Origin of the sequence: Inquilinus limosus DSM 16000, from assembly GCF_000423185.1 — a bacterium.
Classification (GTDB): domain Bacteria; phylum Pseudomonadota; class Alphaproteobacteria; order DSM-16000; family Inquilinaceae; genus Inquilinus; species Inquilinus limosus.
The window spans coordinates 1-21,990 of sequence record NZ_AUHM01000020.1 but is presented as its reverse complement, the minus strand read 5'-3'; the positions used below and the strand labels follow the sequence as shown (position 1 = coordinate 21,990).

At 64.9% G+C, this 21,990-nt stretch carries 21 protein-coding genes and 1 pseudogene; 3 read left to right on the top strand and 19 right to left on the bottom strand.

Annotated features, from left to right (window positions below):
* Positions 1-108 precede the first annotated feature (108 nt).
* Together G537_RS42975 and G537_RS0117890 are read right to left on the bottom strand one after the other, a co-directional pair.
* Positions 109-675, bottom strand: a complete 567-nt coding sequence (locus G537_RS42975; protein WP_081688886.1) for an HNH endonuclease — start codon at positions 673-675, stop codon at positions 109-111.
* A 272-nt stretch (positions 676-947) separates the two neighbouring features.
* The gene (locus tag G537_RS0117890; RefSeq protein WP_026871288.1) at positions 948-1,628 is read right to left on the bottom strand and encodes a DNA alkylation repair protein; all 681 of its coding nucleotides are present in this window, start codon (positions 1,626-1,628) and stop codon (positions 948-950) included.
* A 331-nt stretch (positions 1,629-1,959) separates the two neighbouring features.
* Here G537_RS0117890 and G537_RS0117885 point away from each other — a divergent pair, with 331 nt between their 5' ends.
* Entirely contained in the window at positions 1,960-2,424 is a 465-nt protein-coding gene (locus G537_RS0117885) for a cupin domain-containing protein (RefSeq protein WP_026871287.1), read from the top strand.
* Here G537_RS0117885 and G537_RS44685 read toward each other — a convergent pair.
* From G537_RS44685 to G537_RS0117880, 4 genes and pseudogenes are all read right to left on the bottom strand, one after another.
* Entirely contained in the window at positions 2,390-2,836 is a 447-nt protein-coding gene (locus G537_RS44685) for a hypothetical protein (RefSeq protein WP_155888650.1), read from the bottom strand. The two genes, G537_RS0117885 and G537_RS44685, sit on opposite strands and share 35 nt — an antisense overlap.
* Positions 2,837-3,216: 380 nt before the next feature.
* Positions 3,217-3,852 (bottom strand): MAE_28990/MAE_18760 family HEPN-like nuclease, encoded by a 636-nt coding sequence (locus tag G537_RS45605; RefSeq protein WP_162146124.1) that lies wholly within the window; start codon positions 3,850-3,852, stop codon positions 3,217-3,219.
* Complete coding sequence (locus G537_RS42970; RefSeq protein ID WP_081688885.1) at positions 3,849-5,018, bottom strand: DUF262 domain-containing protein; 1,170 nt, start codon at positions 5,016-5,018, stop codon at positions 3,849-3,851. Before G537_RS42970 ends, G537_RS45605 begins: the two co-directional genes overlap by 4 nt.
* Before the next feature lie 204 nt (positions 5,019-5,222).
* Positions 5,223-5,435, bottom strand: a pseudogene (locus G537_RS0117880) (GMP synthase (glutamine-hydrolyzing)); the annotation flags it as partial.
* A gap of 55 nt (positions 5,436-5,490) precedes the next feature.
* On the opposite strand from G537_RS0117880, the gene G537_RS42150 reads away from it, so the two are divergent.
* A complete protein-coding gene (locus G537_RS42150; RefSeq protein WP_155888649.1) occupies positions 5,491-6,372 on the top strand; it encodes a hypothetical protein in 882 nt (293 codons plus the stop codon).
* 76 nt (positions 6,373-6,448) lie between these two features.
* Here G537_RS42150 and guaA read toward each other — a convergent pair whose 3' ends face one another.
* From guaA to G537_RS0117815, 12 genes are all read right to left on the bottom strand, one after another.
* Positions 6,449-8,023, bottom strand: coding sequence for a glutamine-hydrolyzing GMP synthase (gene guaA / locus G537_RS0117870; RefSeq protein ID WP_026871285.1), 1,575 nt, complete (start codon positions 8,021-8,023; stop codon positions 6,449-6,451).
* A 256-nt stretch (positions 8,024-8,279) separates the two neighbouring features.
* Positions 8,280-8,816, bottom strand: a complete 537-nt coding sequence (locus G537_RS38560; protein WP_034852136.1) for a GNAT family N-acetyltransferase — start codon at positions 8,814-8,816, stop codon at positions 8,280-8,282.
* Positions 8,813-10,153, bottom strand: a complete 1,341-nt coding sequence (locus G537_RS0117860; RefSeq protein ID WP_026871284.1) for an RsmB/NOP family class I SAM-dependent RNA methyltransferase — start codon at positions 10,151-10,153, stop codon at positions 8,813-8,815. Before G537_RS0117860 ends, G537_RS38560 begins: the two co-directional genes overlap by 4 nt.
* A 96-nt stretch (positions 10,154-10,249) precedes the next feature.
* Positions 10,250-11,383, bottom strand: coding sequence for a tRNA epoxyqueuosine(34) reductase QueG (gene queG, locus G537_RS38555; RefSeq protein WP_034852135.1), 1,134 nt, complete (start codon positions 11,381-11,383; stop codon positions 10,250-10,252).
* On the bottom strand, positions 11,380-11,862 hold the full coding sequence (gene queF, locus G537_RS0117850; protein ID WP_026871283.1) for a preQ(1) synthase: 483 nt from the start codon (positions 11,860-11,862) through the stop codon (positions 11,380-11,382). Before queF ends, queG begins: the two co-directional genes overlap by 4 nt.
* 10 nt (positions 11,863-11,872) lie before the next feature.
* Positions 11,873-13,000, bottom strand: coding sequence for a tRNA guanosine(34) transglycosylase Tgt (gene tgt / locus G537_RS0117845; protein ID WP_026871282.1), 1,128 nt, complete (start codon positions 12,998-13,000; stop codon positions 11,873-11,875).
* Positions 12,993-14,030, bottom strand: coding sequence for a tRNA preQ1(34) S-adenosylmethionine ribosyltransferase-isomerase QueA (gene queA, locus G537_RS0117840; protein ID WP_026871281.1), 1,038 nt, complete (start codon positions 14,028-14,030; stop codon positions 12,993-12,995). The genes tgt and queA overlap by 8 nt, the downstream gene beginning before the upstream one ends.
* A 12-nt stretch (positions 14,031-14,042) precedes the next feature.
* On the bottom strand, positions 14,043-14,582 hold the full coding sequence (locus G537_RS0117835; RefSeq protein ID WP_342665219.1) for a VUT family protein: 540 nt from the start codon (positions 14,580-14,582) through the stop codon (positions 14,043-14,045).
* A 116-nt stretch (positions 14,583-14,698) separates the two neighbouring features.
* On the bottom strand, positions 14,699-15,223 hold the full coding sequence (locus G537_RS0117830; protein WP_026871279.1) for a chromate transporter: 525 nt from the start codon (positions 15,221-15,223) through the stop codon (positions 14,699-14,701).
* Entirely contained in the window at positions 15,223-15,798 is a 576-nt protein-coding gene (locus G537_RS0117825) for a chromate transporter (protein ID WP_211230422.1), read from the bottom strand. The genes G537_RS0117830 and G537_RS0117825 overlap by 1 nt, the downstream gene beginning before the upstream one ends.
* 87 nt (positions 15,799-15,885) lie before the next feature.
* The gene (gene dnaE, locus G537_RS0117820; protein ID WP_026871277.1) at positions 15,886-19,359 is read right to left on the bottom strand and encodes a DNA polymerase III subunit alpha; all 3,474 of its coding nucleotides are present in this window, start codon (positions 19,357-19,359) and stop codon (positions 15,886-15,888) included.
* Positions 19,360-19,493: 134 nt separating this feature from the next.
* The gene (locus G537_RS0117815) at positions 19,494-20,549 is read right to left on the bottom strand and encodes a sugar-transfer associated ATP-grasp domain-containing protein (protein WP_211230421.1); all 1,056 of its coding nucleotides are present in this window, start codon (positions 20,547-20,549) and stop codon (positions 19,494-19,496) included.
* Positions 20,550-21,092: 543 nt separating this feature from the next.
* Between G537_RS0117815 and G537_RS43700 the strand changes: the two genes are divergently transcribed.
* Complete coding sequence (locus G537_RS43700; RefSeq protein WP_155888648.1) at positions 21,093-21,230, top strand: hypothetical protein; 138 nt, start codon at positions 21,093-21,095, stop codon at positions 21,228-21,230.
* A 169-nt stretch (positions 21,231-21,399) separates the two neighbouring features.
* Here the strand turns inward: G537_RS43700 and G537_RS38550 are convergent.
* Positions 21,400-21,990: hypothetical protein (locus tag G537_RS38550; protein ID WP_034852133.1), on the bottom strand; the 591-nt coding region annotated here is incomplete at its 5' end.

Genomic DNA, 21,990 nt, shown 5'->3' with positions numbered 1-21,990 from the left:
ACGGCGGAATCGCCTTCAACAGATGGCACCTATGGTTTGGAGTGCTCTCGATCCGGCGAGCCGGAAGACGATCCGCTCGCTCGATGTTACTGGAGACTTTGATCTCGTTCAGATCTCAGGTAATGAACTGCTAACCCGATCAAAGTTGCGGGAGTAAGTCGGCACGATACCCGGGCGTATTTTTGATTGGGGCCTATGCAACCCCAACTTGCCGCGCTTCCAAAGCTTGAAATCCGAGGTTTGGATAACCTGGAGGAGTTCACAATACTGCTTGGGGCTAACGCTAAACGACCGCAGAGCTTCGTTGATCTTTTCCATTTCGCGCCTCAAGTAGCTTTGTGCCCGAGCCCATTCGAAGAAGATCTCCGGCAGCGCGGTATTGGGTGCCAAATCGTGACACTCACGACACATCAAAAACAGGTTGTCCGGCTTGTCGGCCCCACCCAGCGATCGAGGAACAATATGACACCTCTGAAGCGGAATTCGCCCCCATCCATCGAGTATTTCGTTCCAATTCGCATCCGGTGACTTGATATCATATTTGGCGGCGTAGTGGAAACCGCACGCCCAGCAGCTCGGCTCACCCCAATCGACAAAAATACCGATGCCCGCAAAGCGATCCTTCCAGTGGCCGAATATCTCGGCCTTGGATGGAAGAACTTCGGTGTAAGGCATAGCCATTCACTCCCACTCGATCGTCCCGGGCAGCTTCGAGACGCCCGCGCACCTCGTTGACGCTTGGCAATGGGCGTCCCCACCGCGATCCGTCACTCCAATCTGCGGCTCTGCGTCGGCGCGAACTGTGGCAACTGGCAGAAACCCGGATGGCCGAGACTGGACCGCCGTTCAAGCCGATCGCGGCTTCGACCGGAGCGTCGGGCATAAGCGGGGCCTCGGTCTTCAGATCGATGCGCCCGGCGGGCTCATGCCGGACGTCCTATGGCGCGTCAGGCGGGTTCCGTCTGCTCGCGCCGGCGCACCATTTCGGCGATCCAGACCGGCGCATAGGGCGGCGTGCAGCCCGGCGACGCCGGATAGTCGATCAGGACGGCGAGCCGCTCGCCGATCGCGATCGCCCGCTTCCGATGCGCGCGATGGTGGATGCCGATCTCAGCGAGACAATGGTTCATCGCCCATTGCTTCGGCTCCGGCGCCTGCTTCATCTCCGCCTCGATCTGGTCGAGCAGCGCCGAAAGGTCGAGCCCCTCGGCGTTCTTGACCACCCGTTCCGTGGTCAGGCTCCAGCCTGCTCGGCCGACGAGGTCGTCGCCGTCCTTCCAGGCCAGGCGGAGCTGCTCGGCGTGCCGGCCCGGCTTCACGACATTGACGATGAACCAGTCGAGGAGCTTGGGCCAACGGATGTCGCGGATCATGGCGTCGAGCTCGGAGGCGGAGAACGCCTTGGGCTTGCAGATCAGGGTCGCGAGCAGGCGCGCAGCGGTGCCGCCGGTCGCCCAGAGATCAAGGGCGAGCTCGTGCTGCGTCTTGAGCCGCTTGGCGAGCGCGCGAAGCTGGGCCAGGTTCACGCCGTGATCATCCCGACGGCGCGCATTGGTCTCCCGCATCTTCGGGTCTTCAAGTGCGGCGAGTTCGCAGAGAATATCCTGGAGTGTTGGGCTTGCCGACATCAAGCGCCCCCTGCCCTCGGCGTACTCGGCTTTGTCGTAGACGCCCCCTGCGCGATGCACTGACAGTATTTCACATCATTTGCTCAGGCAAGAGTCAGCGCCACCGTCATTCTACACGACAACAGTGTCGCTGCTATCCGATAGAACTCGTGCTGCGGCACGCAATGGAGCGTCGCAGGAACAGCCGGATATCGGTGTGGCCGGAGTTTGATCACGCGCAGCCGGCTCCGGGAACCGGCGCATCACAGCGTCTATCGTCTTTGGTATCCCGAACTCGCTGAATGGAGATCCCGCCGACTTCACCTGCATCATGCGTGGAAAGGAACCGACGATGGGTGAAAACGACAGCAAAGAGTTCGTTCTTGCAGGGATTGTCATGAAACGCCTGCTGTCCGGAGACCAGACCGCGGGGCAGTTCTGCCTCTTCGAGAACAAGAGCGGCGGAAACACGGGGACGCCGATCCATGTCCACGCCAGGGACGACGAGACGGTCTACATCATCGAAGGCGAGCTGACCGCGGTGATCGACGGCCGGCCTCGACGCCTGACCGCAGGCGAGAGCGCCTTCCTGCCGCGCGGCATTCCGCACCAGCTTATGAACATGAGCGGCAATCCCAGCCGATACATCTTGATCGGGACCCCCGCTCTGTTCGACCGGTTTCTCGAGGAAGCTGGCCACGAGCTTCAACCGGACGAAATCGTGGGGCCGCCGACGCCCGAGGAGATCGAGCGTCTCCGCGAGGCTTCGCCAAGATTCGGCATCACTCTGCTCCCGGATTGGCCACCGCCCAGGTGACGCAGTTGTCCTGGACAGCAAGAGGTCTCCTGACGAGCAGCAGAGCGCGATGCGGAAGTCGCGCCGGCGCTCTTACGATCGGTCTTCCTTCCATCTCGTCACCGTGGAACAGCCTCCAGCTTCTCTTCGGACAAGCCGGCAAGACTGCTTCATCCAAGTAGCCTCCACAGATGGCGGCAGCGAAGACAAAAGGAAGCGGCGAATACCGATAGTCGAAGATGGTATCGATATGCCGGCGCTGCCGGCGCAGATAGTCTTCGAGAGCCCACATCGCGGAAGGCGTCGCCGGGTCGCCTCCATACCTCCATCTGGATCTCGGCTGCCGGGCGAGCATGCGCAGATGCCGCGCCGCCCGCTCCTCCGCGGGAGCGGCCAGGGTCTCCAATGCCAGATCGGTCTGCGCCTTGTTCATGAAACATATCATGAACACGAATCGGGTTAACGCAATTGCACATCGTGTTTGGAATGAGTTGTGATCCGATCACGTTGGGACCTCTCCTCCCGACTCAAGCCCGTCGAGGAGAGGCAGCATCCTACAACTTGGTGCGATCGGATGACCCGATCTGGCCTGAACTCATTCCGCCAGCATCAGCTGGGTCGACGGCGAGGTGTTGCCGCGATCGGCCAAAGTCCTGGAGAGCCTGGAAAAGCCGGCCGGGATGGGCCTATCCGGCCTAGAATCGACGGCGCCGACCGATTCCTCTGCGACGGCAAGAGCGGCAAGGTCCGGGCGGCGCGGCGGCCCGGGCAGGTGGCTGAGTGCCGCGGCGGTCTCGAACGATATAGCCGTAACTATGATACCTTTCTGTAGAGTTGTCGAACCACTGTATTTTCGATTTCGTTTTGAGTTATTCTCATAAGATCAACAACTTTGTCTCGATACTCAGCAACAGATTCTTCAGAGAATCGAAGAGACACTCCATGGGCTATATGATTCCTTTTCTCAACCAGTTCACGATCAATGAATTCGAAATATCCTAAATAGACATCAGGATTTAAACCAATACATGCGCAACAGAATTTGACGACGTCAGATTTCAAATTCGAAGCACCATTGATTTTTTCAAAATTGCCCTTTTTGAATATGCGATCAACGTCAGAGCGTATATCTAGTAAAAAACGAGTAAATTGGACATCACCAGAGAACTGGTTTGGCTTATATCTTCTTCGTATCGTTAATGCCCAAAATTCATCCCGTAGAGTTCCCATATTTAGCCGCTTTTCTGTCAGGAAATTAAGGTATGAATTTGTTGCGTAGACAAAATATCCCTCCCAATGCGCGTATATCACCGGAACAGACGCTCTAAGCAGAGCGTCTCTACGGGTGCCCTTCGCCTCGTTGCAAGCCCTAACCAATTCTGAAAGCTCACGAATTCTCCAGGTGATGTCATCCTGAAGACGCGAAGCTAAGGTCGTTTCGGGGCTCATTCAGAGAAGATGGAAATGCCAAGTGGGATAGTATACTGCACCCTATCGGTGCCAGCTATACCAGCAGCAGAAAACTTCTTAGAGTCCTCGGATCTCCAGAATTCAATGATTTTTTCCCTTACAAAAGTCTCTGGATTGGTTTTTGATCGAATGTTTGGAAGACACTTTAGTATACCAACCAAAATTATTTCGATAGACGTCCGGCCTATTCTTCCTATGAATTCTCCGTCTTTGTAGGGGCGAAGAGCATTATAGCCACAAGATTGAATCAACAGGTTCATGCCTTCGTGGAGGACAGAAAACATTCCTGCAATATCATTTTCTTTCTTGCTTGCTATTTCAATCATAGCCGTTGTCACAAATTCCTCGATATCAGTACCAATTTTGTAGTCTTGAAACGAAAATGCGATAATCTTACACAGATTATCCAAATGATTTGATTTTCTAATAGACGGACCTCCCAACGGGATAAGTTTAGAAAAATCCTCCGATACGGCAATAGTCTTAAGGTCATCAAAAAAACTCGGGTTAACCATAACTATTGCGCAATTGCGAAGTTCCTGGTCGTTTGCGACCAATCCACCACTGTTCAGCCTTTGGAAAAGATCGTATTTGCTCTTCGGGTCACTTTTTTTCTCCAATAGTTGAACGCCAATCTTTGTTCTTTTAATTGCTCTCTGAGTATCTCCATCAAAAGCATAATATGTAGAGGTAATGTCCAAAAAATTTTCAGCATCAGCAACACGCTTCTGCGCGTCTAGAGCAAGCTGTGCATCCTTTAATTCCTCGGACCAAAAAGCTCCCCTCAACGAAGGAAGATATTGAGTCCCAACAAGAGACCTAGGTTTCGAAAGGCCTCCATTATCTGGATCTCTAAGTTCACCCATAAACTCAAGAATAGTTGATAGACGTTGCAAACCATCTATTACTTCCCACTTACTGCTAGGAAGTTCAAATACAAATATAGATGGCAGTGGAATTCTGACGAGTATGGACTCCACAAGACGAGATTTTCTCTCGATATCCCATCGAAACAGACGCTGAAAATCAGGATTTATTATTATATCGCCATCGCGATACATATTAACAATTTCACCTATTGTGAGGCTAAAGGCGTCCGTAGAAACCTGTCGCGCCGCCTTCTCAATTTCCTCATCCAGTGACATGGTTTCTTTCCCGCATCATCCCGAAAGATTCTTTCTATTTGACGCTTTCTCGGACCAGATAGCTATGCCTCTTCGAAGGAACATACGGAGCAAAAACCACCCGTCCAACAACTCCCACCACCATCTCCAGGAACGAAATTGGCGTCAGAGAAGCTCACCTATCTATATACTAGCATCTTAGCTAGCCAGAGGCATAGGCAGCCCTCACCCACATTTAATGGTCACCGGCGGCTTCGAGGTGACATATACGACGCAGTTGATGCCGCGGACCTCGTTGACGATGCGGCTCGAGACCCGGCCCAGGAACTCGTGGTCGAAGGGGTAGCAGTCGGCGGTCATGCCGTCGGTCGAGGTCACGGCCCGCAGCGCGCAGACATAGTCGTAGGTGCGGCCATTGCCCATCACACCCACCGTGCGCCGGCAGCAGCGCGAAGTCCGCTAAAAGTGCACTGCCATCCTAAATGCCGAAGGCGTGACCCTCATCGCACAGATGCCGCTCTCGAACTATGATGACAATGGAAACGCTAGCCGGTTGCCGGGGGGAAATGATTTGAAACGCATTGATCTTGCCAGTCTGCTCGCGGCCTCCGTGAACATTTCGATGTTCGCGGAGAAGCTCCTTATCCAGACGCGCAAGCTTGGTGAGCGTGGTTTGGCGGAGCTCGCCGCCGATCGCACAGTGGCGGTCTTCATGAGGAGTCTGGCCTCGATATTAGATACGGCAAAGTGGCTCGAGCTGCCGGTGACGACCGCTACCTGCGAACGTTGCCATCAGCTTGTGCGACAATGGCGCCCGTCAGATCGCATCCTGGTTGGCCGGCAGCTCGGCGAACAAATCGCCGTCAGCTGTCATCAGATCGCCACCTCACTTGGGGATGAGATCGGGCGCCATCACACATATATTGTAGGTCCGACTGAAGGAAAGCTGATCGACGATGGGATTAAACTGTTCGGGCTCGACATCGTGAACCGATTTCCCGAAATCCGCGCGGATGTTTCGGATGGTGCCAAGTGCCGCGCTTATGAGCTTTGGACAGCGTGCGTCATGCATATGATGCGGGTCGCAGAAGTCGGCGTCGGCGCGCTAGCCGATCACCTCGGCGTCAAGCGGGGAGCAACCTGGGGTGGGACAATCGCTAACACCACGGACGCACTCAGAGACGCAGCCCGCATGAAGGGTGATCCTGAGATGCGGACATGGGCGTCCGAAACGGGAACCTATCTGAATTTCGTCAAGGATGCTTTCCGAAATCCGGCGATGCATCCGGAGCGCAGCTTCTCAGCCGATGAAGCAGTGGTGATTTATGACAATACGCGCGCATTCATGCGGATGTTGGTGCAGCGCCTGACGTGACGGACTGGCGGATGTAGCAGCAGAACGGCAGCGAAATTCACTACTAAAGTTACGCTATCGCCGCCGTTTTCCCCTCTCACTCCCACTCGATCGTCCCGGGCGGCTTCGAGGTGATGTCGTAGACGACGCGGTTGATGCCGCGGACCTCGTTGACAATGCGGGTCGAGACCCGGCCCAGGAACTCGTGGTCGAAGGGGTAGTAGTCGGCGGTCATGCCGTCGGTCGAGGTCACGGCCCTGAGCGCACAGACATAGTCGTAGGTGCGGCCGTCGCCCATCACGCCGACCGTGCGCACCGGCAGCAGCACCGCGAAGGCCTGCCAGATCGCGTCGTAGAGGCCGGCGCGGCGGATCTCCTCGAGATAGATCACGTCGGCCTTGCGCAGGATCTCCAGCATGTCGCGGGTGACCGCGCCGGGGATGCGGATGCCCAGCCCGGGCCCCGGGAACGGATGCCGGCCGACGAAGTCCTCGGGCAGGCCCAGCTCGCGGCCCAGCGCCCGCACCTCGTCCTTGAACAGCTCGCGCAGCGGCTCGACCAGGGCCAGCTTCATCCGCTCCGGCAGGCCGCCGACATTGTGGTGGCTCTTGATCGTCACCGACGGGCCGCCGGTGAAGGACACGCTCTCGATCACGTCGGGGTACAGCGTGCCCTGGGCCAGGAAGCGGGCGCCCTCGATCTTCTCCGCCTCGGCATCGAACACCTCGACGAAGGCGGCGCCGATGATCTTGCGCTTCTGCTCCGGGTCGGTCACGCCCTCGAGCCGGCCGAGGAACAGGTCCGACGCGTCGACATGCACCAGCGGGATGTTGTAGTGGCCGCGGAACAGCGACACCACCTGCTCAGCCTCGCCCGCCCGCATCAGCCCGGTGTCGACGAAGATGCAGGTCAGCTGGTCGCCGATCGCCTCGTGGATCAGCACCGCCGCCACGGCGCTGTCGACGCCGCCGGACAGGCCGCAGATCACGCGGCCGTCGCCGACCTGGGCGCGGATCTTCTTGATCTCCGCGTCGCGGAAGGCGGCCATGGTCCAGCTGCCGCCGCAGCCGCAGACATGGTGGGTGAAGTTGCGCAGCAGCGCCGCGCCGTGCGGCGTGTGCACCACCTCGGGGTGGAACTGCACGCCGTAGAAGCGGCGGGCGTCGTCGGCGGTCACGGCATAGGGCGCGTTCTCGCTGGTGGCGACGATGCGGAAGCCGTCCGGCAGCCGGGTGACGCGGTCGCCATGGCTCATCCACACCTGCTCGCGCTGGCCCACGTCCCAGGCGCCGTCGAACAGGGCGCAGTTCTCCCGGATGTCCAGCCACGCACGGCCGAACTCGCGATGGTGCCCGCTCTCCACCGCGCCGCCCAGCTGCTCGCACATGGTCTGCTGGCCGTAGCAGATGCCCAGCACCGGCACGCCGAGCTCGAACACCAGCTGCGGCGCGCGGGGCGACGCCGCCTCGGTCACCGAGGCCGGGCCGCCGGAGAGAATGATGCCGCGCGGATCGAAGGCCCGGATGCGGTCGTCGCCCGCGTGGTTGAACGGCCAGATCTCGCAATAGACGCCGGATTCCCGGATCCGGCGGGCGATCAGCTGGGTGACCTGGCTGCCGAAATCGAGAATGAGGATGCGGTCCGGCGACGGCGTGGCGGTCGGGGCGGTCATGACAACTCCGGGGCGGGCGGTGGGACGGAGCTTTACCCCTCCGCCGCCCGCAGGACAAGCGACGCGGCCCGCGTCCGGCGCGCGGCCTGTATGCGCGGGGCGAAGACGGTTCAGGCTCTTCTCATCGGCTCAAGACCACCACCCATCGTCATCGCGAGGAGCGAAGCGACGCGGCGATCCAGAGGCCGATGCAAGCGGCCCTGGATGGCCACGCCCCTTCGGGGCTCGCCATGACGGATCTCCCAAGGCCATGGTCTCAGCGTTGCGGCGCCGGAAGGATGCGCCGGTCGAAGCGGAAAGCGCTCTCGGCCAGAACGGCGCCGCCGAAGCGCTCCAGCCGGTCGGCATAGGGTTCGCCGCCGAGATGGCGGTAGAAGCCGGTGGCGCGGAAATTGGCGGTCAGGGCCCAGAGCATGAACGGCATCATGCCGCGATCGGCGAACCAGTCCGAGGCCGCCGCCATCAGCGCCCGTCCGTGCCCCTTCCCCTTGGCCCGGTCGAGCAGGTAGAGCGCGTAGATCTCACCCCAGCCGTACCCCGGCGCACCACGGGCCCGGCCGCAATAGGCGAAGCCGACCGGCACCGACCCGCCGGCCGGCGTCGGATCGAGGGCGAGGAAGGTCGCGGTGCCGTCCTCATGCGCCAGCTGGCGCTCATGGCCGCGCTCGCGCTGGGCCACGGTCATGCTGTCCAGGTATTCGTCCGGGACCAGGCCGCGATAGGTCTCCTGCCAGGCCTGGACATGGATCCGCGCGATCACCGGCGCGTCGGCCAGGACCGCGCGGCGGATCATGCCTCCTCCGCGCCGGCGGCGTCGGCCGCCTCGGCTTTCGGCCCGCGCTCCAGCACCGCGACGAAGAAGCCGTCGGTGCCGTTGGCCGCGGGCGACAGGCGCAGCATGCCGGCGGTCGGCGCCGGGCCGGTGCCCACCGCCTCGGCCCACACCTCCTCGACCGGCACCAGCCGGTAGTCGGGGTGGGCGGCGAGGAAAGCCTCGACCTGCGCCTCGTTCTCCTCGCGCAGCAGCGAGCAGGTGGCGTAGATCACCCGGCCGCCGTCGGGCTTGGCCAGGCGGGCGGCGCTGTCCAGGATCTCGCGCTGGACGCCGAGCAGCCGGTCGAGGTCAATCGGCCGCCAGCGCGCGTCGGGGTTGCGGCGCCAGGCGCCGGTGCCGCTGCAGGGCGCGTCGATCAGCACCCGGTCGAACTTGCCGCGCTGCTTCTTCACCCAGCGGTCGCGCTCGTTCTCCAGCAGCTTGGGCTCGACATTGTCGATGCCGGCGCGGCGCAGCCGCTCCTTGCCGCGGTCGAGCCGGCCCTTGGAGACGTCGCAGGCCACCACCCTGCCCTTGCCCCGCATCCGCGCGGCGAGGGCCAGCGCCTTGCCGCCGGCGCCGGAGCAGAAGTCGACCACCTGCTGCCCCGGCCGGGCGTCGACCAGGAGGGCGATCAGCTGCGAGCCCTCGTCCTGCACCTCGATCAGGCCGGACTGGAAGGCCGGATGACGGCCGAGCTGCGGCCGGCCCTTGACCCGGATGCCGAGCGGCGACAGCGGCGTCGGCTCGACCGACAGCTTGCCGGCGGCCAGCGTCTGCAGCACCTCGTCGCGGCTGCCGCGCAGCTCGTTGACCCGCAAGTCGAGCGGCGCCTGGTCCAGCAGCGCCGCCACCTCGGCCTCGTAGCGGTCGCCGAAATTCGCCTCCAGCGAGGCCGCGGCCCAGTCCGGGATCTCGCTGCGCACCGGCTTCGGCATCTCGGGATGGTCGAGCGGCTGGCCGGCCGTGGCCTTGACCAGCGCCTCCTCCGGCTTGTCGAGCGGGATCGGCGCGTAGGTGTCACCGGAGAACAGGCGGCCCATGTCCTTGACCGCGACGCCTTCGGCCAGGGTCAGCTCGGCGATCACCCGGTTGCGCGGCGTGTCCTCGGCCCCGGCCCGGTCCAGCCACCAGCCCAGCCGGGCGTGGTGGCGCAGCACGGCGTAGACGCGGCCGGCGATCTCGCTGCGGTCCTTCGAGCCGATGAAGCGGCGGGTGCGGAAATAGGCCGAGACCACGGCGTCGGCGGGGCGGTTCTCGGCGGCGATGCGCTCGAGAATGTCGATCGTGGCCTGGATGCGGGCGGAGGGGGTCATGGTCCGGAGCGTAACAGGAAAACGCGCCTTCTACCGCGCTTCCGCCGCGGCTGCCAGCCTTTGCCAGCCGCCGCGGGCGAGCTATGCGCACTTGTATCAGGCGGCTGCCTGCAGCCCGGCCTGCCACTCCTCGCGCACCTGCGCCTCCGGATCCTCGGCGCGCACGGCTGCCAGCCGGCGCAGCCCGTCGGGGCCGAGCAGCCGGCCCAGGGCCCAGACCGCGGCACCGCGCACCAAAGGCGAGGCGTCGTCCAGGAGCGATTCGACCGCCGGCGCCAGGCCGGCATCGCCGCTGTTGCCGATGGCGACCAGCACGTTGCGCAGGAAGCGGTCGCGGCCGATGCGCTTGATCGGCGAGCCGGAGAAGGCGGCGCGGAAGCCGGCATCGTCGAAGCCGAGCAGCGAAGCCAGGGCCGGGCCGGTCAACCCCGGCCGCGGCGCCAGCGCCGCCTCGCGTCCGGCGGCGGCGAACTTGTTCCAGGGGCAGACCGCCAGGCAGTCGTCGCAGCCATAGATGCGGTTGCCGATCAGGGGCCGCAGCTCGCGCGGGATCGGCCCCTTGTGCTCGATGGTGAGGTAGGAGATGCAGCGCCGGGCGTCGAGCCTGTAAGGCGCCGGAAAGGCCGCGGTCGGGCAGATGTCGAGGCAGGCATGGCAGGAGCCGCAGCGGTCGCGCTCCGGCGTGTCCGGCGGCAGCTCCAGCGCCAGGTAGATCTCGCCCAGGAACAGCCAGGAGCCCCAGTCGCGCGAGACCAGGTTGGTGTGCTTGCCCTGCCAGCCGATCCCGGCGCGCATCGCCAGCGGCTTCTCCATCACCGGCGCGGTGTCGACGAAGACCTTCAGCTCGATCCTGAAGGTGCGGTGGATCCAGCCGCCCAGCGCCTTGAGCTTCTTCTTGACCACGTCGTGGTAGTCGCGGCCCTGGGCATAGACCGAGATCACCCCCCTCTCCCGCTCCCGCAGCAGCGGCAGCGGGTCCTCGGCCGGGCCGTAGTTCAGGCCGATCGACAGCACGGTGCGGGCGCCGGGCCACAGGGTCTGCGGGTCGGCGCGGCGGTCGGCATGGGTTTCCATCCAGCCCATGTCGCCGTGCTGGCCTTCGGCGAGGAAGAGCTCCAGCCGCTCCTTCAATCTCGGGTCGGGCGTCGCTGCGGCGAAGCCCACGCTGTCGAAGCCGAGGGCATGGGCTTCGGCCCGGATGCGGTCCTTGATGTCGGCCCCGCCGCTCATCCCCGTCCGCGATAGGGCGGCACGCCCTGGTCGGGCAGCCAGAGGCCTTCGGGCGCCGGCCCGCTCTGGTAGAACACGTCGATCGGGATGCCGCCGCGCGGGTACCAATAGCCGCCGATGCGCAGCCAGCGCGGCTTCATCGCCTGGATCAGCCGCTCCGCCACATAGACGGTGCAGTCCTCATGGAAGGCGCCGTGGTTGCGGAAGGAGCCGAGGAACAGCTTCAGCGACTTGCTTTCGACGATCTTCGCCGCCGGAGCGTAGTCGATCACCAGATGCGCGAAGTCCGGCTGGCCGGTGATCGGGCACAACGAGGTGAACTCCGGCGCGGTGAAGCGCACCAGGTAGAGCTGCTTCGGCCGCGGGTTCGGCACCGTTTCCAGAACCGCCTCCTCGGGCGACGCGGGCAGCGCCGTCGGCTGGCCGAGCTGGGTGAGGGCCTCGGTCCCCTGCGCCTGCGCTTTCGCCTTGCGGGCCATGATCGTCTCCTCAGAGGGCCGGGATGTCGCCCAGCGCCTGCTCCGCCTCGAAGGCGGCGGCGAAGGCGTTCAGCGTGCCGGCTTCGATGGCGTCGCGCAGGCCGGCCATCAGGTCCTGATAATAGGTCAGGTTGTGGTGGGTCAGCAGCATCAGCCCCAGCACCTCCTCGCTGCGCACCAGATGGTGCAGATAGGCGCGGCTGTACTGGCGGCAAGCGGGGCAGCGGCAGGATTCGTCCAGCGGCCGCTCGTCGTCCTGGTGCCGGGCGTTGCGCAGGTTGACCGTGCCGCGGCGGGTGAAGGCCTGGCCGGTGCGGCCGGAGCGGGTCGGCAGCACGCAGTCGAACATGTCGACGCCGCGCAGGACCGAACCGACGATGTCGGAGGGCTTGCCCACTCCCATCAGATAGCGCGGCCGGTCGTGCGGCAGCGCCGGCGTGGTGACGTCGAGGGCGGCAAACATCCGCTCCTGCCCCTCGCCCACCGCCAGTCCGCCGATGGCGTAGCCCTCGAAGCCGATCGCGGTCAGCGCCGCGGCGGATTCGAGCCGGAGGTCGGGGTAGACGCTGCCCTGGACGATGCCGAACTGGCCGTAGCCGGGCCGGGCGACGAAGGCGTCGCGCGAGCGCTTCGCCCAGTCCATCGACAGGCGCATCGAGCTGGCCGCGACCTCCGGCTCCGCCGGAAACGGCGTGCATTCGTCGAAGGCCATGGTGATGGTGGAGTCCAGCAGGTGCTGGATCTCGGTCGACCGCGCCGGCGTCAGCCGGTGCTCGCTGCCGTCGAGATGCGAGCGGAAGGTCACGCCATCCTTGTCCATGCGCCGCAGCTGCGACAGCGACATCACCTGAAAGCCGCCGGAATCGGTCAGGATCGGGCCGGGCCAGTTCATGAAGCGGTGAAGGCCGCCGAGGCGCGCCACCCGCTCCGCCCCCGGGCGCAGCATCAGGTGGTAGGTGTTGCCCAGCACGATCTGCGCGCCGGTGGCCGCTACCTCCTCTGGCCGCATCGCCTTCACCGTCGCGGCGGTGCCGACCGGCATGAAGGTCGGGGTCTCGACCACGCCGTGGGCGGTGTACAGGCGGCCTCTGCGGGCGGCGCCGTCACGGGCCAGGGTCTCGAAGCGGAACTCAGTCATCTTTGTCCGAACGGTGCAGCAGGCAGGCGTCGCCATAGGAGTAGAAACGGTAGCCCGCGGCGATGGCATGGGCATAGGCCCGCTTCATGCGCGCCATGCCGGAGAAGGCGCAGACCAGCATGAACAGGGTCGACCGCGGCAGGTGGAAATTCGTCAGCAGCAGGTCGACGGCGCGGAAGCGGTAGCCCGGGGTGATGAAGATGTCGGTGCTGCCGTCGAACGGGCGCACCGTGCCGTCCGCCGCCGCGCTCTCCAGCAGGCGCAGGCTGGTGGTGCCGACCGCGACGATGCGGCCGCCGGCGGCGCGCACGGCGTTGATCCGGTCGGCGACCTCGGGGCTCAGCACGCCGCGCTCGGCATGCATGACATGGCCCTCGACCGTCTCGCTCTTCACCGGCAGGAAGGTGCCGGCGCCGACATGCAGGGTCAGGCGGACCGTGTCGACGCCGCGCGCCGCCAGCGCATCCAGGAGAGGCGGGGTGAAATGCAGCCCCGCGGTCGGCGCAGCCACGGCGCCGTCATGCCGGGCGAAGACGGTCTGGTAGTCCTCGCGGTCGCGCTCATCCGGCCCGTCCGGGCGGGCGATATAGGGCGGCAGCGGCACCTCGCCGTAGCGGCGCAGCTTGTCGGCCAGGCCGGCCGGGTCGTCGAAGGCAACCTCGACCTCGCCGGCCTCGCCTTTGGCGACGACGGTGGCGGCGAAGTCGTCGGCGAAGCGCACGACATCGCCGGGCTTCAGCTTCTTGGCCGGGCGGGCGAAGGCGCGCCAGCGCCCCTCCTGCGCCGGCTGGTGCAGCATGATCTCGATCCCCGCCAGGTCGCGCTTGCCGTGCAGCCGCGCCGGGATGACGCGGGTGTCGTTGACCACCAGCAGGTCGCCGGCCTCAAGCCGGCCCGGCAGGTCGCGCACCTGCCGGTCGGCGAGGCCATCGGCCGCGACCTCCAGCATCCGGGCGGCATCGCGCGGCTCGGCCGGCCGTTCGGCGATCAGCTGCCGCGGCAGGTGGAAATCGAACTCGTCGACACGCATCACGAGGCGGGATCAGCCGTTCTGCAGCGCCGGCATCGGCATGACGACGTTCATCAGTGCCCGGAACGGCGCCAGGAACAGCAAGGCGCAGGCCAGCTTCACCGTCAGGTCGCCGGCCATCAGGGTCACGATCGGCAGGCCGGTGCCGGCGAAGGCGACGGTGAAGAAGATCGCGGTGTCGACCACCGAGCCGAGGGCCGAACCGATGAAGGGCGCGCGCCACCAGGCGGCGCGGCGCAGCCGGTCGAAGATGTGGATGTCCAGCAGCTGACCGACCAGGAAGGCGGTGCCGGAGGCGGCGGCGATGCGCCAGTCGGCCAGCCAGACCGACAGCACCACGGCCAGCGCGAAGCCGACATAGGCCACCTGGCGGGCGCGGCGCGGACCGAAGAAGCGATTGGTCAGGTCGGTGACCAGGAAGGTGACCGGATAGGTGAAAGCACCCCAGGTCAGCCAGTCGTTGATCGGGAACTGGACCAGGTAGTTCGAGGCGACCACGACGGCGATCATCGCGATCAGCGCCAGGCCCATGCCGCGGGTTTCGGTGCGCAACACAGCGTCTTCCAACAAAAAACGCCCGCGGCGCAGCCCTCGGCGCCCGGGTCCGGTCGCGCTTGTAGCGCAAGTCGCAGCATTTGGCCATGGCGGCGCGACGCCGCAAGCCCTGCCTACGGCCGGACCAGCAGGAACAGCACCGCTCCGGATCCCAGCAGCAGGAAGGGGCTGACCCGGGTGAACAGCAGGGCGAGGCAGGAGATGACGGCCGTGGCCCAGGCCAGCACCCCGCCCTCCGCCGCCTGCAGCAGGGTGAAGGAGGCCGCCAGCACCATGCCGGCGGCGACCGGCGCCAGCCCCGCCTCGACCGCGCGCTGCCACGGCGCCCCGCGGTACCGCGCCCACAGCCGCGCCAGCCCGTACACCGGCAGCGAGGACGGGACGAAGATCGCCGCCGTCGCCACCAGCGCCCCGGCCCAGCCGGCGGCCTGCCAGCCGACCAGCGTCACCAGCAGCGATCCCGGCCCCGGCGTCATCCGCGACAGGCCGAACAGGTCGAGGAAGCGCGCGTCGGTCATCCAGCCATAGACGCCGACCGACTGGCGGTGGATGTCGGCAATGATGCTCTGGCCGCCGCCGACGCTGAGGAAGGACAGCGGGACGAAGACGATCAGCAGCCGCAGCAGGATGCTGTCCATCAGCTCCTCCGCTGCCGCCAGGCGGCATGGCCGATGCTGAGCGGCGCCATTGCGGCGATCACGGGCAGCAGCGGCAGGCGCAGCACGCCGATCGCCAGGAAGGTCGCGACGATGATCGCGACCGGCACGGCCGACCGGGCCGCCCGCCGCGCCGCGCGCACGCCCATCTGCAGCGACAGCCCGATGGCGGCCGCCGCAGCGCCGGCCAGCGCCAGATGCACCGACTGGTAGTGCGCCACCTCGCCGAAGGCGGCCACGGCGGCGATGGCGACCAGCATCGCCGGGATCACCATGCCGAGCACGCCGGCCAGCGCCCCCGGCCCGCCGCGCAGCCGGAAGCCGATCCAGAGCGACAGGTTGACGACGTTCACGCCCGGAAAGGCCTGGGCCAGGGCGAGGCCGTTCAGGAAGTCGGCCTCGCTGATCCAGCGCCGGTTCTGCACGAACTCCCGCAGCATCCAGCCGCTCAGGCCGCCGCCGAAGCTGGTCAGCCCGATCTTGCCGAAGGCCAGGAAGATCTGCCCCAGGCTCGGCGGCCCGGCCGGCGCCGCCATCTCCGCTGCGGTCTCGACCATGCCTGCCGGTCCTCGTTTCTCCGCGACGCCTCCACTCAAGCGCAGGCCGGGCGCGGCAACAAGGGGCGCGACAACAGGTCCGAGCCGTCAGAACTCCTCGACCCCGAGCACGCCCGGCACCGATTTCAGCGCCCCCTTGGCCCGGCCGCCGATGGCGTAGGCGCCGGGCAGCTCGATCTCGACCTCCTCGGTCGGCGACAGGAGGAGTTGCAGGTTGACCTTGCAGCGGCCCGGCCCCTCGCGGTCGAGCAGGCTGTGCAGCGGCTGCACCGCCTGCACGCCTTCGACATAGATCACGAAGCGCGCGGCGCTGCGGGCCAGGGCCTGGTCGATCGGCTCGACCGACATCGCGGTCAGCCGCATCTCCTCGCCGCGGCTCTGGATCTCCACCGACATCGCCAGGGCGGCGCCGACCTCGAGGATCTGCCGGGCCGTGGCCAGGGTCTCGGCGAAGAAGGTGACCTCGAACACGCCGCTGGCGTCGGAGAAGGTGCCGAAGCACATTCGGTTGCCGGTCTTGGTCGTCATCTCCCGCTTCGCCATCAGGATGCCGGCGAGGCGGATCTGGGTGTGGCCGAGCCGCGCCTTCTGCCCGATCTCGGCCGAGCGCACCGAACCGAGCCGCTTGGTGTTGTAGGTGTCGAGCGGATGGGCCGAGAGGTAGAAGCCGACGGCATCGAACTCCTGCTTCAGCCGTTCCATCGAATCCCAGTCCGGGATGTTCGGCAGCGGCGGCGTGCTCAGCTCGCCGCCCGACGGGCCGCCGAACAGGCCGATCTGGCCGCTCTCGCGCTCCGCCGCCACGGTGTGGGCGTAGCGCAGCAGCGTCTCGAAGGAGGCGACGACGCGGGCGCGGTTGTTGTCGAGCGAGTCGAAGGCGCCGGCGCGGGCCAGGTTCTCGAGCTGGCGCTTGTTCAGCAGCTTGAGGTCGAGCCGCCGGGCCAGGTCGAACAGGTCCTTGAACGGCCCGCCGCGCTCGCGCTCCGCCACCAGGCTGCGCATCGCCTCCGGCCCCACGCCCTTGATCGCGCCGAGGGCGTAGCGGATCGCCTTCTTGCCGTCCGGCAGCACCTCGACCGCGAAGACGGCGTCGGACTTGTTGATGTCCGGGATCAGCAGCTTGATGCCGAGCCGCCCCAGCTCCTGCCGGAAGACGTTCAGCTTGTCGGTGTTGCCGAGGTCGAGCGTCATCGACGCCGCCAGGAACTCGACCGGGTGGTTGGCCTTCAGATAGGCGGTCTGGTAGGCGACGATGGCGTAGGCGGCGGCGTGCGACTTGTTGAAGCCGTAGCCTGCGAACTTCTCGACCTGGTCGAAGATGTTGGCCGCCTGCCCTTCCGGCACGCCGCGCGCGGATGCGCCTTCGACGAAGGTCTTCTTCTGGGCGTCCATCTCCTCCTTGATCTTCTTGCCCATGGCGCGGCGGAGGAGATCGGCGCCGCCGAGCGAGTAGCCCGCCAGCGTCTGCGCCACCTGCATCACCTGCTCCTGATAGACCATGATGCCGTAGGTCTCTTCCAGGATCGGCTGCAGCGAGGGGTGGAGGTAGTCTGGCGCCTTGGTGCCGTTCTTGACCTCGATGTAGGTCGGGATGTTGTCCATCGGGCCGGGGCGGTAGAGGGCCACCAGCGCGATGATGTCCTCGACCCGGTTCGGCTTCATCCGGCGCAGCACGTCGCGCATGCCCGAGCTTTCCAGCTGGAACACGCCGGTCGATTCCGCCCGGCCGAGCATGGTGTATGTCGTGGGATCGTCGAGCGGGATCCGCGCCAGGTCGATGTCGACGCCGCTGGCCTTCAAGAGGTTCTCGGCCGTGCGCAGCACCGTCAGGGTCTTCAGGCCGAGGAAGTCGAACTTCACCAGCCCGGCCTGCTCGACATACTTCATGTTGAACTGGGTGGCCGGGATCGGCGAGCGCGGGTCTCGGTACAGCGCCACCAGCTGGTGCAGCGGCCGGTCGCCGATCACCACGCCGGCGGCGTGGGTCGAGGCGTGGCGGTACAGCCCTTCCAGCTTCATCGCCAGGTCGATCAGGTGGCGCACCTGGGGGTCGTTGTCGCGCTCCTGCTGCAGCGCCGGCTCGCCCTCGATCGCCTGGGCCAGGGTGACCGGGTTGGCCGGGTTGTTCGGCACCAGCTTGCAGATGCGGTCGACCTGGCCGTACGGCATCTGCAGCACGCGGCCGACGTCGCGCAGCACGGCGCGGGCCTGCAGCTTACCGAAGGTGATGATCTGCGCCACCCGGTCGTGCCCGTAGCGGTCGCGGACATAGGAGATCACCTCGTCGCGCCGGTCCTGGCAGAAGTCGATGTCGAAGTCCGGCATCGACACGCGCTCGGGGTTCAGGAACCGCTCGAACAGCAGGCCGAAGCGCAGCGGGTCGAGGTCGGTGATGGTCAGCGCCCAGGCGACGGCCGAGCCGGCACCCGAGCCGCGGCCGGGACCGACCGGGATGTCGTGCGCCTTGGCCCATTTGATGAAGTCCGAGACGATCAGGAAGTAGCCCGGGAACCCCATCTTCTCGATGACGTCGAGCTCGTAGTCGAGCCGGGCGACGTATTTCTCCCGTACCGCCTCGCGCTCCTCCGGCGTCATCTCCGGCTTGTAGACATGCGCCTCCAGCCGCCGCGCCAAGCCTTCATGCGCCTGGGCCCGCAGCTCCTCCGCCTCGCTGCGGCCGGCCTCACTGGAGAAGGCGGGCAGGATCGGCGCCCGCTTCTTCGGCATGAAGGCGCAGCGCCGGGCGATCACCAGCGTGTTGTCGACCGCCTCCGGCAGGTCGGCGAAGAGCTGGCGCATCTCCTCGGCCGGGCGGAAACGGTGGTCGCGCGTCACCCGCCGGCGGTTGGCCTCGACCACATAGGTGCCGTCGGCGATGCACAGCAGTGCGTCATGCGCCTCGTACATGTCCTCGGTGGCGAAGAAGCAGTCGTTGGTGGCGACGAGGGGCACATCCTCCTGATAAGCGAGGTCGATCAGCCCGGCCTCGATCCGGTCCTCCTCCTCCATCCCGTGGCGCATCAGCTCGACATAGAGCCGGCCGGGGAACAGCGTCTTCAAATAGCGCAGCGTGGCCAGCGCCCGCTCCGGATGCTCGGCCAGCAGGAGGCGGCCGACCGGGCCCTTCGGCCCGCCGGTCAGGGCGATGACGCCCTCGGTGTGGCCTTCCAGCGCTTCCAGTGCGAGTTGCGGCGCCAGTCCCTGCTCGGTCTCCAGATAGGCGCGGCTGGTCAGCGCCATCAGGTTCTCGTAGCCGGTCTCGTTCTGGGCCAGCAGCACCAGGCAGTCCGGCTCGGCGATGGCCGGGCCGCCGACGCGGGCGCCCGATTCCGTCTCCGCCCGGGTGATGCTGAGGATGGTGCCGATGATCGGCTGGATGCCGTAGTCCTTGGCCGCGAAGGAGAATTCCAGCGCGCCGAACAGGTTGCCGGTGTCGGTGACCGCCACGGCCGGCATCTGCATCTTCTTGCAGATCCCGACCAGCTCCTTGGTCTTGATCGCCCCTTCCGAGAGGGAATAGGCGCTGTGCACGCGCAGATGGACGAAATCGGCGTGTGGCATGGCGGCAGTGCGGCTCCGCGGCGACAATCAGGGGCGGCCCGGCAGAATCGGGCGATCCGCCATTGATACCTCATAGGGACGGCTAATGCAGTCGACGCGTCGCCGCTGCCGCCGACCAGGGTCGAGCACGGGCATCATTCGCGCGCAAACCTGTCCCAGCGCAGATCAGTGAAACACGGCCCTTGCGTGGCCTCACTGAACTTGATGTCGTTGTGCAACGCGTTCCACTCCATCAGCTTCACCGCTTCGTCGCGACCGATCGCGACGTCCCAGCCGACGCTGCGTGTCAGCGGGATGTTGCGGTGATGCGCGAGCACCATCGAGACACATTTGGCGAAAGCCGGAATCCGGGTGCCTGAGAACTCGACGTTTGTGTCGGGGTGGGCTGGAACCGTCAGCCAGTTCGCCAGATAGCCCTCACGCGCAAGTTCGCCACTCGACAGGTCCACCGCGACGCGAACGTGATTCTTCGATTGTACGTGTGTATCGTCCGCTCGCCCCAGACGCAGGTAGCAGGCCCGGAGCGCGATCTGCCCGTTGTCGTCTACGGCCGTGGTCATGCGCAGCGTCGCCACCGAGCCAGGCGCGAAACGATTCAGCGCCTCATGCTGGACGATCCGCTCCTGAAAGACACCGTTGCCAAGCGCTTCCATCTTTTTCAAATCAAAGTTGTTACGACGGAAAAAGAAAATGCCCGCACCCTGGAGCGAATTGTCGACCTTAAAAACAATTTCATCGCGACTGGCGAAAAGCAGGTGTTTGACGCTGTGCGGTGCGACCGCGATGTTGTCGGGAGTGAGGAACAGGCCATTTACGAAATACACGATATCGGGAAAAGCAGCGCTCTGAAATATCGTTCTCTGCAGGCACCTGAAGTCAGACACCTTGCCATATCCGCCCGTGATTGCCGGCACCACGACGCTGCCGTAATAGTTGTCCGGGATCCAGCCTTCCTTGAACACCCCGGACACTGCCGAGTAGACGTAAAGCCATGGAGCATAGCGCGCGTGCCCCAGCACATCGCGCGCATAGGCATTTGCGAGCTTGATATGTGCCGGGTTCGTCTTACCGTACCTTTTCTCAAGTGTCCTAAGCACGGATCGGGCTTGCAACGCGTGAAATCGATTAAATCGATAGGAAGCCACGCGCTTCAAGACGGCCCTGGCCAAGCGCTTTGCATCGATATTCATTAGCCACCCCATTCTTGTTAGCGCGTGGCAATGATGCTCACGGAGCCAAAACTCCGGCGAATGAGCGTGTGCATCGCCGCGGCATCGACTGTTTGCACCAGTGTGCACAATAAAAGGGGATGCTATTCAGGCATTCGGAACCGCACACGGACGGGCAAAAAGAGAAATTATATTGCAGATATGGGTCTGCAATGAATTCTCATTTCTGCAGGGATCGGCAATAAATTACCATTTGCAACATAACATACATCCTAGTTGCTTCTGGATTACTGCTTTCGCGGGAAATCGGCGGAGCCGGGTACGACCACTCTCTCCTCCGTTCGGGTGACCGTCCTCTCTCGATCCCCGAACTGGCGGCCCATCGGTGATGTCCACCGCGTTCGAGGGGCGCCCGGTCCATGTCGGCAACCTTTCTGGCCGCAATGGTTACATCACCTCGATCGCCCGCAATTCCGACCACACTGCGATTCTGTAGAGCGCCATGTGGTTGAACGGCTCTCCACCAGGTGCCGGGGAGAACGTCTATATGAGCCGCATGCGCAGGTGTTCGTCGACGATGACTGCGTCGCAGTCACGCCCACGACGTTCAACGGCTTCAACTTCGCATCGGAGCAGACGATTCCGACGATCGCGTCTCGTGTGTTCTCGGCCGGATATCCGGCGTCCACCTACGGCGTCTGATCTCGCAGTCGGCAGGGGAACCGGTCCGGGGCAGCCGTCTGTCGATTTTCGGCCTGGGCTGCCGAAGTGCCCCATGACCCAGGTGAGGACGGGCTCAGGCGCGCTGGACCGGGAACGAGATTGGCACCTGAGTGCGGCTGGCGATGCCCGGCCAACACCTGCCGCTGTCCTAGAAGCCCGACAGGTCCGCTGGATAGTCCTCCGGAAATGGCCAGTTGCCGCCAGGCGTGAGCTGACGGCCGGCATCGGTATCGTTCCATGACAGCCCCGGCGTGGCATGCGAGGCCCTGACGGCCACGTCGTGCAGCCTCGGCACGAAGAGCCGGGTCCCCGCCGTCGGGCCAGGGCCGGCTTTCCAGTCGATGTCGAAATACATGGAATCGCCCTCGCCGGTGATGTCGGTGATGATGCCCCAGTTCGGCGACCGCACCGCGTCGGCGTAGACGATCGCGCCTTCCCAGGCGGCGCGGCCCCAGATCTTCCCATCGGACGAGGAGGACAGCGCGGCGACCGTCAGCCGCCGGCCGTCCCAGCTCACGCCGTCACGGCCGATGGTCAGACTTTCGGGCGGCCATTCGGCGAAGACCGGCCCGGAGCCGACAAGCGCGCTGCCGCTGACATCCACCTGCTGCGTCGTCCACGAGCCCTTGAACGCAAGCGGCGCGTGCTCGACGCCGCGGAGGGTTGAATCGATGACGCGCAGCTGGCGCGGCGCGATCCCGTAGCCGCTGGTCACGGTGGAGTTCTTGAACAGCAGATA

Bases quoted from the DNA above. Each gene is read 5' to 3' on its own strand.
- G537_RS0117860 (WP_026871284.1), bottom strand. From the start codon at position 10,153: ATGACCCCCTCCGCCCGCATCCAGGCCACGATCGACATTCTCGAGCGC.
- G537_RS38560 (WP_034852136.1), bottom strand. From the start codon at position 8,816: ATGATCCGCCGCGCGGTCCTGGCCGACGCGCCGGTGATCGCGCGGATC.
- G537_RS0117890 (WP_026871288.1), bottom strand. From the start codon at position 1,628: ATGTCGGCAAGCCCAACACTCCAGGATATTCTCTGCGAACTCGCCGCA.
- G537_RS0117830 (WP_026871279.1), bottom strand. From the start codon at position 15,223: ATGGACAGCATCCTGCTGCGGCTGCTGATCGTCTTCGTCCCGCTGTCC.
- G537_RS44685 (WP_155888650.1), bottom strand. From the start codon at position 2,836: ATGAACAAGGCGCAGACCGATCTGGCATTGGAGACCCTGGCCGCTCCC.
- dnaE (WP_026871277.1), bottom strand. From the start codon at position 19,359: ATGCCACACGCCGATTTCGTCCATCTGCGCGTGCACAGCGCCTATTCC.
- guaA (WP_026871285.1), bottom strand. From the start codon at position 8,023: ATGACCGCCCCGACCGCCACGCCGTCGCCGGACCGCATCCTCATTCTC.
- G537_RS0117885 (WP_026871287.1), top strand. From the start codon at position 1,960: ATGGGTGAAAACGACAGCAAAGAGTTCGTTCTTGCAGGGATTGTCATG.
- G537_RS42975 (WP_081688886.1), bottom strand. From the start codon at position 675: ATGCCTTACACCGAAGTTCTTCCATCCAAGGCCGAGATATTCGGCCAC.
- G537_RS45605 (WP_162146124.1), bottom strand. From the start codon at position 3,852: ATGAGCCCCGAAACGACCTTAGCTTCGCGTCTTCAGGATGACATCACC.
- tgt (WP_026871282.1), bottom strand. From the start codon at position 13,000: ATGACTGAGTTCCGCTTCGAGACCCTGGCCCGTGACGGCGCCGCCCGC.
- G537_RS42970 (WP_081688885.1), bottom strand. From the start codon at position 5,018: ATGTCACTGGATGAGGAAATTGAGAAGGCGGCGCGACAGGTTTCTACG.
- queA (WP_026871281.1), bottom strand. From the start codon at position 14,030: ATGCGTGTCGACGAGTTCGATTTCCACCTGCCGCGGCAGCTGATCGCC.
- G537_RS0117825 (WP_211230422.1), bottom strand. From the start codon at position 15,798: ATGGTCGAGACCGCAGCGGAGATGGCGGCGCCGGCCGGGCCGCCGAGC.
- G537_RS0117815 (WP_211230421.1), bottom strand. From the start codon at position 20,549: ATGAATATCGATGCAAAGCGCTTGGCCAGGGCCGTCTTGAAGCGCGTG.
- queF (WP_026871283.1), bottom strand. From the start codon at position 11,862: ATGGCCCGCAAGGCGAAAGCGCAGGCGCAGGGGACCGAGGCCCTCACC.
- queG (WP_034852135.1), bottom strand. From the start codon at position 11,383: ATGAGCGGCGGGGCCGACATCAAGGACCGCATCCGGGCCGAAGCCCAT.